Below are 15,216 nucleotides of genomic sequence, written 5' to 3' on the forward strand. Positions count from 1 at the left end.
TGGATAATTTATATGTGCAAGTGGATTGGGTCTTATGCTGAAGGCAGCAAGTTTTGTCTGAATTCGCCCAATAAATCACTAACAAATTGAATTCGTTTCCGTCTGTCGACCAATGGTATCGTAAACTTGAACTTTGTTGGTCCTTCCATTGAAAACTTTTGCGGTTGAGATTGCAACAGTTTAACAAGGTAGGTCGGGTTTATGTCAGCATCCGGGTAGAATTCTAAGAATCCACCCTTATCGTGGGCTTCAATTTTCTTCGCTTTGATAGACGCTGCGGCTAATTTTAGCTCAGAAACTGATAACAAGTTCTTGGTTGCATCAGGCAGAAGGCCGAAGCGATCAATCAGCTCGACTTTCAACTCTGCCAATTCGTCGGAGTCACTCACACTCGCAATACGCTTATAGGTAGACAAACGTGTATTGATGTCTGGGATGTAGTCATCTGGTAATAGTGCTGGCAAACGCATCTCAATTTCAGTTTGTTCACGCAGTAGGTCATCAAGCGATGGCTCTCGACCTTCCTTCAATGCTTCAACCGCTTGTTCAAGCATCTCCATGTACAAGGTGAAACCAACTGACTGGATTTGACCACTCTGTTCATCACCTAACAGCTCACCCGCACCACGAATCTCTAAATCGTGAGTTGCTAAGGTAAAGCCTGCGCCCAAGTCTTCGAGCGAAGCAATCGCATCCAATCGCTTGATCGCATCTTTGGTCATTGCTTTAGGGTGTGGCGTTAACAAGTAAGCATAAGCTTGGTGGTGCGAACGACCTACACGACCACGTAATTGGTGCAGCTGTGCTAAACCAAGGTTATCGGCTCTGTCCATCAAGATGGTATTTGCCGTTGGTACGTCGATACCGGTTTCAATGATGGTTGTACACACCAGTAAGTTGAAGCGCTGGTGGTAGAAGTCATTCATGATGCGTTCCAGTTCGCGCTCTCGCATCTGGCCATGAGCTACAGTCACGCGCGCCTCTGGAATCAGCTTTTGCAATGACTCTGCTGTTTTCTCAATCGTGTCGACTTGGTTGTGTAGGAAGTAAACCTGGCCACCACGCATGATTTCACGCAGCACCGCTTCTCTGACGATGGCATCATCACTCTCGCGAACGAAGGTTTTAATTGCCAAGCGTCGTGCGGGTGGTGTAGCGATGATCGAAAGGTCACGCATGCCACTCATTGCCATGTTCAGCGTTCGCGGGATCGGTGTCGCAGTAAGCGTTAGAATATCGACATCCGCACGCATCGCTTTCACTTTCTCTTTCTGACGTACACCAAATCTGTGTTCTTCATCGACAACCAGCAGGCCTAGGTCTTTAAACTTAATATCGCTCGAAAGCAGCTTGTGAGTCCCGACTAGGATATCCACTTTACCGTCGGCGACATCTTGCATGATTAGTTTTTGCTCTTTAGCTGATTTGAATCGGGATAGAACCTCAACACGAATCGGCAAGTTGGCGAAACGGTCACGGAAGTTTTCGAAGTGTTGCTGAGCAAGTAGAGTAGTAGGAACTAAAACCGCTACTTGTTTGCTGTTGTCGGTACAAACGAATGCTGCACGCATCGCGACTTCGGTTTTACCAAAGCCAACATCACCACACACCAAACGGTCCATGGCTTTGGCTTGGCACATATCAGACATAACAGCATTGATGGCCATCGCTTGGTCATCGGTTTCTTCAAACGGGAAGCCAGATTTGAAAGTCGCGTATTGGCCACGGTCGAGCACAAATTTGTAGCCAGGTTTTAGCTCTCGCTTGGCGTAAACATCAAGTAGCTCTGCTGCAACGTCACGGACTTTCTCCGCGGCGCGTTTACGAGCTTTTTGCCACGCTTCGCCACCGAGTTTATGTAGTGGTGCTGAATCTTCAGCGCCACCCGAGTAACGTCCGATTAAGTTCAGAGAAGCAACAGGTACGTAGAGCTTGGCATCGTTTTGATACTCAAGGGTTACGTATTCGGTTTTCATACCACCGGCTTCGAGAGTCTGTAGGCCGATGTAGCGACCTATACCATGGTCAATGTGTACAACAGGCTGACCTGGTTTAAGTTCGGCTAAGTGACGAATGACAGTGTCGCTGTTAACACTTTTTTTGTCTTTCTTACGGCGCTGAACAACGCGATCACCCAACAGGTCGCTTTCACAGATAAGGGCGATGTTTTGCTCTTCGTGGATAAAGCCATGTTCCGCTGACCCTAAGATCAGGCTGAACTTATCTATACCTTTAATCGCCGCATCGAGGTTTTCAACTTCGCTTGGACGAACTTTAATGCCTCGCAGTAATTCACTCAGAGCTTCACGACGACCTTCAGACTCAACTGAAAAGACCACTTTTCCTTCGAAGGCTTCAGTGAACTTTCTTAGGTTTGCGAGTGGCTCTTTATTCTGATGCTGAACACTGAGATCAGGAAGAGACACAACCGGAAGGTTGGTACGTCCAGCTTTCTCTTCAATTGAATCTAAGCTCAGATTGACTTGTGGCTTCTGTTTGAAGTGTGCGAACAGCTCGTCTTTCTTCAGCCACAGTTGTTCAGGCGTGAGAAGTGGCCGTAATGGGTCAACACCGCGCTGTTCGTATCGATGAGCAACGTCCGTTAGGAATGAGTCTACTGCAGTCTCGACATCACCTAGAATCAGCAGTTGCGCTTCATCGGCAACGTAATCAAACAAGGTTTCTGTGTGATCGAAGAACAGTGGTTGCCAATACTCAATACCAGCAGGCCATGTGCCTTTAGATACCTGCATATAAACCGATTCTGGTTCGCGGCGCGCATCAAACTGTTGGCGCCAACGAATACGGAAATCTTCAATCGCTGTTTCCGAGGTTGGGAATTCGTGAGCAGGCAGCAGGCGGATCTCAGAGATGTCTTCGATAGAACGCTGGTTTTCAGGATCGAAAGTACGAATAGTGTCGATTTCGTCATCGAAAAAATCGATTCGATACGGGTCTTTACTGCCCATTGGGAACAAGTCGAGAATTGAACCTCGACTCGCATACTCACCCGGGCCAAACACTTGGTCTACATAACGATAGCCAGACTTTTCAAGTTGAAGACGCAGCTTCTCTAACGAGTACAGATCACCCGTTTTCACCATTAACGTGTGTTGTAGCAAAAAGTCTCGCGGTGACTGGCGTTGCAATAACGTGCTGATCGGAACGATCGTGATGCCATCTTTTAGTGTTGGCAGTGCGTAAAGGCGTGCGATACGATCTGAGATGATCTCTTGGTGCGGCGAGAAGCTATCGTATGGCAGCGTTTCCCAGTCAGGGAATAATGCGACTTCATGTGCCGTAAACTGTTCAATTTCAGATTGAAGCTTAAGCGCCACTTGTGGGTCGGGTACAGCCAAGACGGTATGGCTGTTGTGTTGCTCTGCGAGTTTGGCAATGGCAAGAGCGAGAGAAGAACCGACTAGGTTACCGATGTGCTTTTTGTCACCGGCACCTTTAAGTTTAGGTAGTGTAAATATGGATTTTTTGGTCATGTTAATTTACTTGTTATCTCGGTCTAGAGAGCGTTGACGCAAGAGTTTCTGTTGTTGATAAAGTGCCGCTTTAATTAGCAGGTCTTGGTCGGTATCGCGAAGATGAGCGTATTTAAATTTGATTTCGAAACCTGAGTCTTTCGCCTCGCTAGCAAATACTTCTGCGTAGCAATAAATGGCTGCAGCTGGGTGCTCTAGAAAAAGTTTGGCTTTTACTAAGCGACCCGGTTCGATGTCTGCTTTTGAAAAGCAGGAAAACTGACTCGCACCAAATGAATAGGTGTGAGTGCGAAATTTCTCATCATCTTGCTGCGATAACATAAAGCTCAACAAGAGGTTTAATTTTGAGTTTTGTGCATCCAATAAACTGGTGACATTCTTCAAGTCGCTGTTTTTCAGTTCCGCTCGAGCGCTGTCAGCTAACAGATCCAATTGGCTAAATTCACTTGCCACCACAAATGGTGCTGGGATCTCAGATTCGAATTGAATTTGAGAAGGTAAAGTGAAGCCGCTGTCCATTGGTTCAATATTAGCGGTAAGGCTATGGTGAACGGTGAAAAACTCTTGTTCTGTCATGCGTTAGTTCCTTGAAGTGATCTATTGATTATCGCTATGTGGCCGCAGTAATCAAGGTCAGTTAATTGAAACTATCAAATAGTTGTTTGAAATTTGGTGTTTTGACAGGGTTCTGTTTTTCAGGCCTAACTAATTGAGTTAATTCACTCTATATTTTCAATTACCCCCTACACAGTAACAGCAATACCCGTTACATTAACCCGCATCCCTTTTTGATGGTTCAAAGTATGTTTCATCCTATTTCAATGTTTGTTGGCCTGCGTTATTTGAAAGGCCGTTCAGGTGATCGCTTTAGCCGTTTTGTTTCTTACATGTCGACGGCAGGTATCACCATTGGTGTGCTGTCTTTGATTACTGTTTTATCGGTAATGAATGGATTCGAAGCGCAATTAAAAGACCGAATTCTCGGCGTTCTTCCTCAAGCGGTGGTTTATGAACAAGGAGGCACGACCTCACTTTCTGAAAAAGCCCCAAGCTTCGCAGAACAAATTTCGCTTAATGGTCATGTTGAACCGATTGTTCGCAGTGAGGCAGTGATTCAGAGCCCTGCTCAGCTTTCTGCTGGCCTTTTGATTGGCATCCAACCCAATTCTGATGATCCACTTCAAGACCACTTAATCGCGGGTCGCTTGTCTTCACTTCAAGCTGGGCAATATCAGCTGTTTCTTGGTCATACTCTGGCGAGAAACCTAAAAGTATCGATGGGCGACAAAGTTCGTCTAATGGTGACCAGCGCGAGTCAATACACACCATTGGGGCGTATTCCTAGCCAACGTAATTTCACCGTAGCTGGTATCTTTAATACGGGCTCGGATATTGATGCCCAACTTATGGTGACGGATATCCAAGATGCTGGGCGTTTGATGCGTTATAAGTCAGACACCATTTCAGGTTGGCGACTGTTTTTTGAAGACCCATTTGAAGTCGCGGAACTATCGAACCAACCCTTACCTGATGGATGGTTGTGGAGCGATTGGCGTGACCAACGTGGCGAGCTGTTCCAAGCGGTTCGTATGGAGAAAAACATGATGGGCCTAATGCTTGGTCTGATCATCGGGGTTGCTGCATTTAATATTATCTCTGCGCTGATTATGGTGGTGATGGAGAAACAATCTGAGGTCGCGATACTTAAAACTCAGGGCATGACTGACGGCCAAGTGATGGGCATCTTTATGGTTCAGGGCGCGAGTAGTGGCGTGATTGGCGCACTATCCGGCGGCGCACTAGGTGTTGTTCTGGCAATGAACCTTAACCCGATTTTAGAAGCGATGGGTGTTGCTCTATTCTCGTTTGGTGGTCAGTTACCAATTTTGATTAACCCAATTCAAATCGCTGTTGTTGTGGTTCTGGCTATTGCACTTGGCCTGATTGCCACTGTATTCCCTTCTTATCGTGCATCGTCTGTGAAACCTGCTGAGGCCCTTCGTTATGAGTAATTTTCTTCAATGTAATGATATCCGTAAAACGTACCGTGAAGGCTCGTTAGATACTGAGGTGCTCAAGGGAGTCAGCTTTGACATCGAAAAGGGTGAGCTAGTAGCAATCATCGGTACCTCTGGCTCGGGCAAAAGTACCTTACTGCATATCTTAGGCGCATTAGACGATGCTTCTGCGGGCAGTGTGAGTTTTCTTGGTCAAGATTTAGCATCTTTGAGTTCGAATAAGCAGGCGAAGCTTCGCAACCAGCATCTTGGCTTTGTGTATCAGTTCCATCATCTTCTATCTGACTTTTCAGCTTTAGAAAACGTGGCGATGCCGTTATTGATTGGCGGCGAAAAGCCCGCTAAAGCAAAGCAAGAAGCACAACGTTTGTTGGACAAAGTTGGATTGAGTCACCGCGTGGACCACCGACCTTCAGAGCTTTCTGGTGGCGAGAGGCAACGTGTGGCGATTGCTCGTGCATTGGTGAATAAGCCTGCGCTAGTGTTGGCGGATGAACCAACCGGTAACCTTGACCATAACACCGCACTGTCTATTTACGACTTAATGCGTGAACTGAACCGTGAATACGATACTGCCTTTTTGGTCGTGACTCACGATGGTGAACTTGCCGGTAAGATGGATCGCCAACTTCACATGCAAGATGGTTTACTGGTCAACGTAGAAAAAGAGGAGAGCTAAGTGTTTTCCTCTTTATCTCTATTGATAGGCGGCCGATTTAGCCGTGCGAAACAACGAGACAAGATGGTGTCGTTCATCTCATTGTCTTCGACCATTGGTATTGCGGTTGGTGTCGCGGTGATCATTATCGGCTTATCTGCGATGAATGGCTTTGAGCGAGAGCTTCAATCACGAGTACTTTCTGTCATTCCTCATGGTGAATTTGAAGGCGTGAATGAGCCTGTGACTCGTTGGGAGCACGTGATTGAGGAGTCGGTTAAGCACGATAAAGTCGTTGCTGCTGCGCCTTATGTAAAAATTACAGCGCTTGCTGAAAAGGGCAAAGAGCTCAAAGCAATTGAAGTTCGCGGTGTTGATCCACAACTTGAACAACAGGTATCAAGTCTATCGAGTTTTATCGATAAACAAGCTTGGAGCGAGTTTAAGGCAGGACAACAACAGATCATTCTGGGCTCTGGTGTAGCGAATGTGTTGGGTGCGAAAGTGGGTGATTACCTGACTTTGATGATTCCAACAGTAAACGGTTCTGTGAAGGTTCAGGCGCCAAAGCGTGTTCGAGTGAAAGTGGTTGGCTTGCTGACGCTTAATGGCCAGATTGACCACAGCTTGGCTCTGATTCCGATTGGTGATGCTCAGGTCTACGCCAACTTAGGTGAGGCGGTAACTGGAGTCTCTTTAAAAGTGACCGATGTGCTGAACGCGAACTCTATTGTGCGTGAAGTGGGCAATCAGCTTGATGTGTATGTGTATCTACGAAGCTGGCAGCAGAAGTTTGGTTTCTTGTATCGAGATATCCAACTCGTTCGTACCATCATGTATCTGGTGATGGTACTGGTTATTGGTGTGGCTTGTTTCAATATTGTCTCGACGCTAATGATGGCAGTAAAAGACAGAGCATCAGAGATCGCGATTTTAAGAACCATGGGTGCATCAGACGGCCTTGTGAAGCGCATCTTTGTTTGGCAGGGCGTATTCTCAGGCGTGTTAGGCAGTTTAGTGGGCAGTGCAATAGGTGTGCTAGTCGCTCTTAATCTCACGACACTAATCAAAGGACTTGAAAAGTTGGTCGATCACCAGTTCTTGTCCGGTGATATCTATTTTGTCGACTTCTTGCCATCACAACTTGATATGACGGATGTTGTTGTGGTTTCCGGCACTGCGATTGTGCTGAGTTTACTGGCGACATGGTACCCAGCATCACGCGCGGCGAAGTTGAATCCAGCCTCAGTGCTGAGTTCTAAATAGCATTCGCCTAAATAACAGGCCGTCAGTTTTCAGTCGATACAAAAAAGGATCCCAGTGGGATCCTTTTTTATTGAATTCAATTCGTGTTCTTTACGACTTTCGTTACATGCCAATCTTGCAGAGGTAAGTAGCTCATCCGATTTTAACTTGTGTACGTTTTAAGTGAAGCGCATACAAGGTTAGATTGAATAACAAGAAATGGCGTTCAGTGCCTTGCTTGTCGCTTCTTCCAACTTCTTACTACTGAGTAGCGCCATAAACCGCGAATACCAAAGTAGCCAATCATTGCTGAAACCACGCCACAAATCAGACAACCCAGCAGGAACGGAGGTCCTATGGTGCTCATTTGCGCCAAGATGAAATCCCAAGACAGTTCGAAATGAAAGGCTTGAGGCGGCACATGCATCACAAACGCGCCTACTTTATAAGCAAAGTAGAACAGCACCGGCATAGTCACAGGATTACTGATCCAAACCAATGCGACAGACAGTGGTAGGTTAACACCACATGCGACCGCAAGCCCTGCAGACATAATCATTTGACTTGGTAAAGGGACAAACGCCATGAATAACCCAACAGCGAACGCACCAGCCGCAGAGCGACGATTAAGGCACCATAAGTTGGGGTTGTACAAAACATTGCCAAAAACTTTCAATGCTTTCTGACGCTTGATTAGCTCATGGTCAGGCATAAATCGTTTGATAAACTTTCTTGGCATAGGAGGAAGCTACTCTCTTGTTTAACACTTGGTTCTTGATTTCATTTGCTGCGACAGTTGTGTCTGCCAGCTTTTGGCCTGTGATGCCACATTGGGTTTGGGCACCATTGATGCTGTTGTTACTGCTAGCATCAACAAAGTATAGCGTTTTCCGGAGTGCAAGAGGTCTAGTAACAGCATTGATACTAGTTATCTGCCTGGGGAATGCGATTGAAATACAAACGAGTCGCTTATTCCAATCAGGGCAGAATACTACCATAAATGCTTCGGTTGTTAGCCTTTTTAGTGAAAATAGCCACGGTTTTGAAAGCGTAATAGTAGCCAGATCAATTGGCGGCGAAAAATTAACCTTTCCCCAATTGATAAAATTGCGTTTGTTTACTCCTTTTAAGTTGACGCTCGGGGATGATGTCTATTTATCAGTCTCAATAAAACCAGTGTGGGGTAAACTCAATGAAGCAGGCTTTGATCTAGAAAAGTATTTGTTTAGCACCGGTGTGGTTGCCAATGCAACTTACAGAGCCGATACCCAATATCGAATTCACACCAATACCAACATGCGGTCTCATTGGTTTGAAAACCGTCTTGAAAGGTTAAGTGAGTTAGCAAATCAAGACCTCATTATGGCTTTGAGTTTTGGTTATCGAGACCTTATTCATCCTCAGCGTTGGGATTTGCTTAAAAGCAGTGGTTTGATTCACTTGATGGCTATCTCGGGGCTACATATTGGGATTGCCTTTGGTATCGGCTATCAGGTAGGAAAGATATTCAGGTTACTCTCACCTTCATTTCTTTGGTTTCCCACAATATTCGGTCTCGGCTTAGCCTATTTCTACAGTTGGTTTGCTGGATTCACGCTGCCAACCTTGAGAGCTTTAGTGATGTGTATTATCGCGAGCTATTTCTTGTGGCGTGGGCAAAATATCAGTGTGCTTCGGTATGTCGTCTTAAGCCTGTGCGTGGTTCTGCTGATTTGGCCGTTTTCAGCATTGTCGAGCAGCTTTTGGCTATCCTTTGGTGCGTTGGGTGCCGTTATTTATATCGCCTTGAATAGTCGGCCATCATCTTCAAACGCCACTCTGATCGATCGAGTGCTGCAGCTCATCAAGATTCAACTGATGCTGACATTTCTTATTGCTCCCTTTTCGATACTGTTTTTCAAAGGGGTGAGTCTAGTCTCTGTTCTCTACAACTTGCTCCTTTTGCCTTGGGTATCGATGGTAACGATCCCGCTACTGTTTCTTGCGATGTTACTTAGCTTAATATTGGAGTCAGTGTCGGAGGTGATGAGTTTGACAGCGTTAAGCCATGGTTTTTCTGAACAGCTCTGGATGTTGGTCGACTTGTCGCTTGATCCTCTCGTATTTAGCCTTCCTTTCTCTGAACGATTTTGGATTCAAGTTGATAATCACAGTATGGCGTTGTCTGTATTCCTCATCTTATTTTTCGGGTTCGTCAGTCGATATCTCAAACGAACACTATCAATATTGGTCATTGCAGTGTTTGTACTGTGGTGGGAGTTCGGTAAGCCGCAAAACAAATTAACAATCGATATCTTGGATGTTGGGCATGGGTTGTCTTTAGTTTTGGAAAAGAACAATCAGGTCGTTGTTTACGATCTCGGCAACGCGTGGCAGGGAGGTTCGATTGTTGAATCCTTGCTGATTCCCACCTTGAACCAGAGAGGAGTTCATGAGGTGGAAGGTGTGATAGTGAGTCATTTCGATTCTGACCATGCTGGTGGCTATCCAGCGTTACTTGAAAACTACAATCCTAAGTGGATAAGAGCCAGTCAGAACATCAATCAACAAACACAATCGACTGTTCAAGTTCAGTCGAATATCCAAACATGTACTTTGGGAGAGGCGTGGAACTGGCAGGGTCTAGATTTTGAGGTTTTATGGCCACCTCAAAGAGTAAAGAGGGCGTACAACCCACATTCGTGTGTGGTCAGAATTTTTGAGCCCAATTCTGAGTTTTCGATGTTGCTAACTGGTGATATTGAACGGGTAAGTGAGTGGCTACTTGCTCGTGAAGGTCAGCGGCTCAAGAGCGACGTGATGCTTGTACCGCATCATGGTAGTAGTTCGTCGTCGATTAAGCCGTTTATTGAGGCAGTTTCACCTCAGCTAGCAATTGCTTCTTTGGCCAAAGGTAATCAGTGGGGAATGCCAAGCAAATCTGTGATTGAACGTTATCATGAAACGGGTATTGCTTGGCTTGATACCGGAGAAAGCGGACAAATAACCATCACAATCAGTCAGGAAGGTTGGAAATATCATACGATTAGAGAACAACAAGGCAGGCAGTGGTATAGGCAGATGCTTCGTAAGGGAGTAGAATAGATAGATTATTGTGAGAAAATTAAGCGATTCTATGTCAACACAAACAGATGAAACTACCTGGGTCACATTTAAAAGACTTTGGACTTATATTCGACTGTATAAGGCCGGCCTTGGTGTTGCAGTTATTGCGCTTATTATAAATGCCGTTTCTGATACCTATATGATTTCTTTACTGAAGCCTCTGCTTGATGAAGGTTTTGGTAACGCTGAGTCAGACTTCCTACGTACACTTCCAATTATCATATTTGTTATGATGTTTGTGCGTGGCGTCAGTGGTTTTGTTTCAACCTATTGCCTCAGTTGGGTTTCTGGCAATGTGGTCATGGAAATTCGTCGTAAGATCTTTAGCCACTTTATGCACATGCCTGTTTCTTTCTTCGATAAAGAACAGACAGGCGCATTGCTATCTCGAATTACTTACGATTCAGAGCAAGTGTCTGCAGCAACCAGTAAGGCGTTAGTCAGTATTGTCCGTGAAGGTGCAAGTATTATTGGCTTGTTGACGCTGATGTTCTGGAATAGCTGGCAGTTGTCTTTAGTTCTATTTGCTGTCGCACCCGTTGTCGCTTGGGCTATTACCATAGTTTCTAAGCGATTCAGAAAGATCTCTAAAAATATGCAGACAAGTATGGGCCATGTGGCGTCGTCTGCAGAGCAAATGTTGAAAGGACATAAAGTAGTTCTAACTTATGGTGGTCAAGACATAGAGAAGCAACGTTTTGATCAAGTTAGTAACCAAATGCGCCAACAGAGTATGAAGTTAGTAACAGCACAAGCAGCCGCTAACCCAATAATTCAGATGATTGCGTCTGTTGCCGTTGTGACTGTGTTGATCTTAGCTAGCTTTGACTCTATTCGAGCTGAGTTAACCCCCGGCACATTTACTGTTATTTTCTCTGCGATGTTCGGCTTAATGCGCCCATTAAAAGCACTAACTAGTGTAACGTCTCAGTTCCAACGCGGTATGGCAGCGAGTACAACTCTATTTGGTTTGATGGATCTAGATACTGAGCAAAACAAAGGGACGTTGAAGCCTGAATCTGTAACGGGTGAAGTTGCAGTAAAAGATGTCACGTTTACTTATGAAGGAGCAGAGAAACCAGCACTTGATAAGGTCAGCTTCAATATACCGAAAGGTAAAACGGTTGCGCTTGTTGGGCGTTCTGGCTCGGGCAAGAGTACCATTGCCAACCTATTTACTCGTTTTTATGATGTAGACTCAGGTTCAATTGAGCTTGACGGCCACGACATTCGTGATTACGAATTGAGAAACCTGCGGGAGCACTTTGCTCTTGTATCTCAAAATGTGCACCTATTTAATGATACGGTCGCGAACAACATCGCTTACGCCGCACACGATGAATATTCCCGCGAACAGATTGAACATGCAGCTAAACTTGCCCATGCGAGTGAGTTTATCGAAAACATGGAAAACGGTATTGATACGGTTGTTGGCGAGAATGGTGGTAATCTATCAGGTGGTCAAAGACAGCGAATTGCGATTGCACGAGCGCTATTGAGAGATGCACCAGTTTTGATTCTTGATGAGGCAACGTCTGCACTGGATACCGAGTCAGAGAGAGCGATTCAATCTGCACTAGAAGAACTGCAGAAAGACAAAACAGTATTAGTTATCGCACACCGACTCTCTACGATCGAGCAAGCTGATGAGATTCTAGTGGTTGATGATGGTCATATTGTAGAAAGGGGCGCACATGCTGAGCTAATCGCGCATGATGGTGCTTATGCACAATTACACCGAATTCAGTTCAGCGGATAAATTAGGTTTTGTTGTGATCGAAAAGATTTGGTTTAACAATCACCCGTTGAAATATCTTCTCTGGCCGCTATTGTGGCCACTGAGTCTGCTGTTCAAATTGATTAGTGGTCAACGTCGTGATGCTTACCTCTCTGGGAAGAAAGAGACCTACCGCCCGCCTTTACCTGTTATTGTTGTGGGCAATATTACCGCTGGTGGAAATGGTAAAACCCCGGTTGTGATTTGGTTAGTAGAAATGCTTCAGGCTCACGGCTTTAAACCTGGAGTTGTGTCTCGTGGTTACGGTGCAAAAGCACCAAGCTATCCGTTAGTGTTGAATGAAAATACGCCAGCAGAGCATTCGGGTGATGAACCTCGCTTGATTCGTAAGCGAACTGGTGCGCCAGTCGCAGTCGACCCTGTGCGAGCTAACGCAGTGAAAGCATTGCTGAGCAAAGGTGTTGATGTGATTATCACTGACGATGGCCTTCAGCATTACGCGCTTGAACGCGACATTGAATTTGCAGTTATCGACGGCGCAAGACGCTTTGGTAGCGAATGCCTAATTCCTTTAGGCCCGTTAAGAGAGCCTGTATCTCGTTTAGATGAAGTCGACTTTTTGGTTAACAATGGCGGTAAAGCGCATGGGCGAGAGTTCTCGATGTCTTTGCTTCCAAGCCAAGCGGTTAACCTAAAGACTGGTCAGAAAAGGTCTGTGGCAGAATTACAGAAGCTGGTTGCTTTTGCCGGTATTGGCCACCCACCGCGCTTTTTTAAAACATTGGAAGATCTTGATGGTGATGTGGTATTCACACAGGGTTTCGCCGATCATCAAGATTTTGATAAAGATGAACTTCATGCCTTAGCTAAGAAAGGTATGAATCTGATTATGACAGAAAAAGACGCTGTAAAATGCGAAGAATATGCTCAAGATAACTGGTGGTATCTTCCAGTTTCTGCGCAGTTCGATGAAGATTCGCAACAGCAAATTTTAAAAAGAATAAAAGAGGTTATGGAATACTATGGATCACCGTCTACTTGAGATCGTTGCTTGCCCTGTATGTAAAGGTAAACTAACTTTTGACAAGGATAAGCAAGAGCTTGTTTGTAAAATTGATCGCCTTGCTTACCCAATTAAAGAGGGTATTCCTGTTCTTTTAGAACCTGAAGCTCGCACCGTTTCTATGGATGAGGGTAAGTAATGTCTTATACGGTTGTTATACCTGCAAGATACCAATCGAGCCGTTTACCAGGGAAGCCACTTGCTGACATTGGTGGAAAGCCGATGATTCAATGGGTATACGAACAGTCAATGAAAGCGGGTGCCGATAACGTTATTATCGCTACCGACGACGCTCGAGTTGAAAAAGCGGCTAAAGCATTTGGCGCGACCGTTTGTATGACATCACCGAATCACGAATCGGGCACTGAACGCCTAGCTGAAGTGATTGAAGTTATGAATATTCCTGATGATCATATTATCGTGAATGTTCAAGGTGATGAGCCACTTATCCCACCTTCGATCATTAATCAGGTTGCCAACAATCTTGCTAACAGTACAGCTCCGATGGCAACGTTAGGTGTGGAAATCACTCATGCTGATGAAGTGTTTAACCCTAATGCCGTTAAAGTTGTAACCGATAAAGACGGTTATGCCTTGTATTTTAGCCGAGCAACCATCCCTTGGGATCGCGATGCTTACGCGAACAACGGTACTGCAGCGGAATCTCCTTTGCTTCGTCATATTGGTATCTATGCTTACCGAGCGGGTTTTATCAATACCTACATTAACTGGGAACCAAGCACTCTTGAACGTATTGAGTGCCTAGAGCAATTACGAGTACTTTGGTACGGTGAAAAAATCCACGTAGACGTTGCGGCGGAAGCACCTGCGGCTGGTGTTGATACGCCTGAAGACCTAGAAGCGGTTCGAGCTATTATTGGTTAAGCTTCTTTGAGCGAATTCTTGTTTGCTCTACAAAATGAAAAATCATGAGCCTTGCCTATTGCGAGGCTTTTTTCTATCTATCGAAAAGTGCGCTATCGAAAAGCGCGTGCGTGTCTTATTAACCTAAGCAAACGGATATTGAGATAGTTGCATTGGTTTATGCATCATCAACACGGAATTATCTGAGATTTACCTCGCTCGAGTTCCAATTTTTCTCTATAATATGCCGCCTATAAAGTAGTGGCGAATCGCTAGTACAGAATAAAACTTACGACAAAACGTGGAGTAAAAGATGCCTTCTCAAAGCCCAGTGATTACGGTTGATGGACCAAGTGGTGCAGGTAAAGGTACCCTGTGTATGTTGCTAGCAGATAAGCTAGGCTTTCATCTTCTAGACTCAGGCGCGATCTATCGCGTATTGGCTTTAGCGGCAATTCACCATGGTGTGGATACTGAATCAGAGGATGCTTTAGTACCGCTTGCTACACACTTAGACGTGCAGTTTATTGCTGAAGGCGACTTAGTTAAGGTTATCCTAGAAGGTGAAGATGTGTCTGGTGAACTTCGTAAAGAAGAGACTGGCATGGCGGCTTCAAAAGTTGCTGCTTTACCTCGCGTTCGCGAAGCACTGCTTCGTCGTCAACGTGCATTCAGCGCTGCGCCTGGTTTGGTTGCAGATGGCCGTGACATGGGAACGGTTGTGTTTCCTGAAGCTGAAGCGAAAATATTTTTAGATGCAAGTGCTGAAGAGCGTGCGAGTCGCCGCCTTAAACAGTTGCAACAAAAGGGGTTAGATGTTAAATTTGACGACCTTTTGAGCGAGATCCAAGAGCGAGACGACCGAGATCGTAATCGCCCAGTGGCGCCACTTCGCCCTGCAGAGGATGCTCTAGTGCTTGATTCCACCTCAATGAATATTGAGCAGGTAGTAGAAAAAGCACTACACTATATTGAATCGAAACTGGCTGGGTAATTTCGCCGAGCTAGTACGAACGTTGGTCGCAAGGATG

12 protein-coding genes are annotated in these 15,216 nt (G+C 45.4%); 9 read left to right on the forward strand and 3 right to left on the reverse strand.

Annotation, left to right across the window (positions count from 1 at the left end; translation table 11 throughout):
* Window positions 1-32: 32 nt before the first annotated feature.
* Window positions 33-3,494: a transcription-repair coupling factor gene (mfd, locus tag AB4323_RS06015; protein ID WP_229647169.1), complete on the reverse strand. Its 3,462-nt coding sequence runs from the start codon at window positions 3,492-3,494 to the stop codon at window positions 33-35.
* Between the two features lie 6 nt (window positions 3,495-3,500).
* Window positions 3,501-4,070, reverse strand: a complete 570-nt coding sequence (locus AB4323_RS06020; protein WP_017065300.1) for a hypothetical protein — start codon at window positions 4,068-4,070, stop codon at window positions 3,501-3,503.
* 227 nt (window positions 4,071-4,297) lie between these two features.
* Here AB4323_RS06020 and lolC point away from each other — a divergent pair, with 227 nt between their 5' ends.
* The 3 genes from lolC to lolE are packed head-to-tail and all read left to right on the forward strand — an operon-like array spanning window position 4,298 to window position 7,436.
* Window positions 4,298-5,506 carry a lipoprotein-releasing ABC transporter permease subunit LolC gene (gene lolC, locus AB4323_RS06025; RefSeq protein ID WP_372151917.1) on the forward strand — a complete coding sequence of 403 codons (1,209 nt, stop codon included), beginning with the start codon at window positions 4,298-4,300 and terminating at the stop codon, window positions 5,504-5,506.
* Entirely contained in the window at window positions 5,499-6,191 is a 693-nt protein-coding gene (gene lolD / locus AB4323_RS06030) for a lipoprotein-releasing ABC transporter ATP-binding protein LolD (RefSeq protein ID WP_017060230.1), read from the forward strand. The genes lolC and lolD overlap by 8 nt, the downstream gene beginning before the upstream one ends.
* The gene (gene lolE / locus AB4323_RS06035) at window positions 6,192-7,436 is read left to right on the forward strand and encodes a lipoprotein-releasing ABC transporter permease subunit LolE (protein ID WP_017072111.1); all 1,245 of its coding nucleotides are present in this window, start codon (window positions 6,192-6,194) and stop codon (window positions 7,434-7,436) included. It abuts the gene before it with no gap.
* 205 nt (window positions 7,437-7,641) lie between these two features.
* Here lolE and AB4323_RS06040 read toward each other — a convergent pair whose 3' ends face one another.
* The gene (locus tag AB4323_RS06040; RefSeq protein WP_372151919.1) at window positions 7,642-8,154 is read right to left on the reverse strand and encodes a DUF2062 domain-containing protein; all 513 of its coding nucleotides are present in this window, start codon (window positions 8,152-8,154) and stop codon (window positions 7,642-7,644) included.
* 17 nt (window positions 8,155-8,171) lie between these two features.
* On the opposite strand from AB4323_RS06040, the gene AB4323_RS06045 reads away from it, so the two are divergent.
* The 6 genes from AB4323_RS06045 to cmk all read left to right on the forward strand — a co-directional run bounded on the left by AB4323_RS06045 (window position 8,172) and on the right by cmk (window position 15,179).
* Window positions 8,172-10,499, forward strand: a complete 2,328-nt coding sequence (locus tag AB4323_RS06045; protein WP_372151921.1) for a DNA internalization-related competence protein ComEC/Rec2 — start codon at window positions 8,172-8,174, stop codon at window positions 10,497-10,499.
* Window positions 10,500-10,530: 31 nt separating this feature from the next.
* Entirely contained in the window at window positions 10,531-12,279 is a 1,749-nt protein-coding gene (gene msbA / locus AB4323_RS06050) for a lipid A ABC transporter ATP-binding protein/permease MsbA (RefSeq protein WP_372151924.1), read from the forward strand.
* Window positions 12,280-12,292: 13 nt separating this feature from the next.
* Entirely contained in the window at window positions 12,293-13,300 is a 1,008-nt protein-coding gene (lpxK, locus tag AB4323_RS06055) for a tetraacyldisaccharide 4'-kinase (protein WP_029235494.1), read from the forward strand.
* On the forward strand, window positions 13,281-13,460 hold the full coding sequence (locus AB4323_RS06060; RefSeq protein WP_004736429.1) for a Trm112 family protein: 180 nt from the start codon (window positions 13,281-13,283) through the stop codon (window positions 13,458-13,460). The genes lpxK and AB4323_RS06060 overlap by 20 nt, the downstream gene beginning before the upstream one ends.
* Window positions 13,460-14,206 (forward strand): 3-deoxy-manno-octulosonate cytidylyltransferase, encoded by a 747-nt coding sequence (gene kdsB / locus AB4323_RS06065; protein WP_017060236.1) that lies wholly within the window; start codon window positions 13,460-13,462, stop codon window positions 14,204-14,206. Before AB4323_RS06060 ends, kdsB begins: the two co-directional genes overlap by 1 nt.
* Window positions 14,207-14,498: 292 nt before the next feature.
* Window positions 14,499-15,179, forward strand: a complete 681-nt coding sequence (cmk, locus tag AB4323_RS06070; RefSeq protein WP_017060237.1) for a (d)CMP kinase — start codon at window positions 14,499-14,501, stop codon at window positions 15,177-15,179.
* Window positions 15,180-15,216: the final 37 nt, after the last annotated feature.

The sequence above is a fragment of the Vibrio sp. 10N.261.52.C11 genome (genome assembly GCF_041471405.1).
GTDB classification, from domain to species: domain Bacteria; phylum Pseudomonadota; class Gammaproteobacteria; order Enterobacterales; family Vibrionaceae; genus Vibrio; species Vibrio crassostreae_C.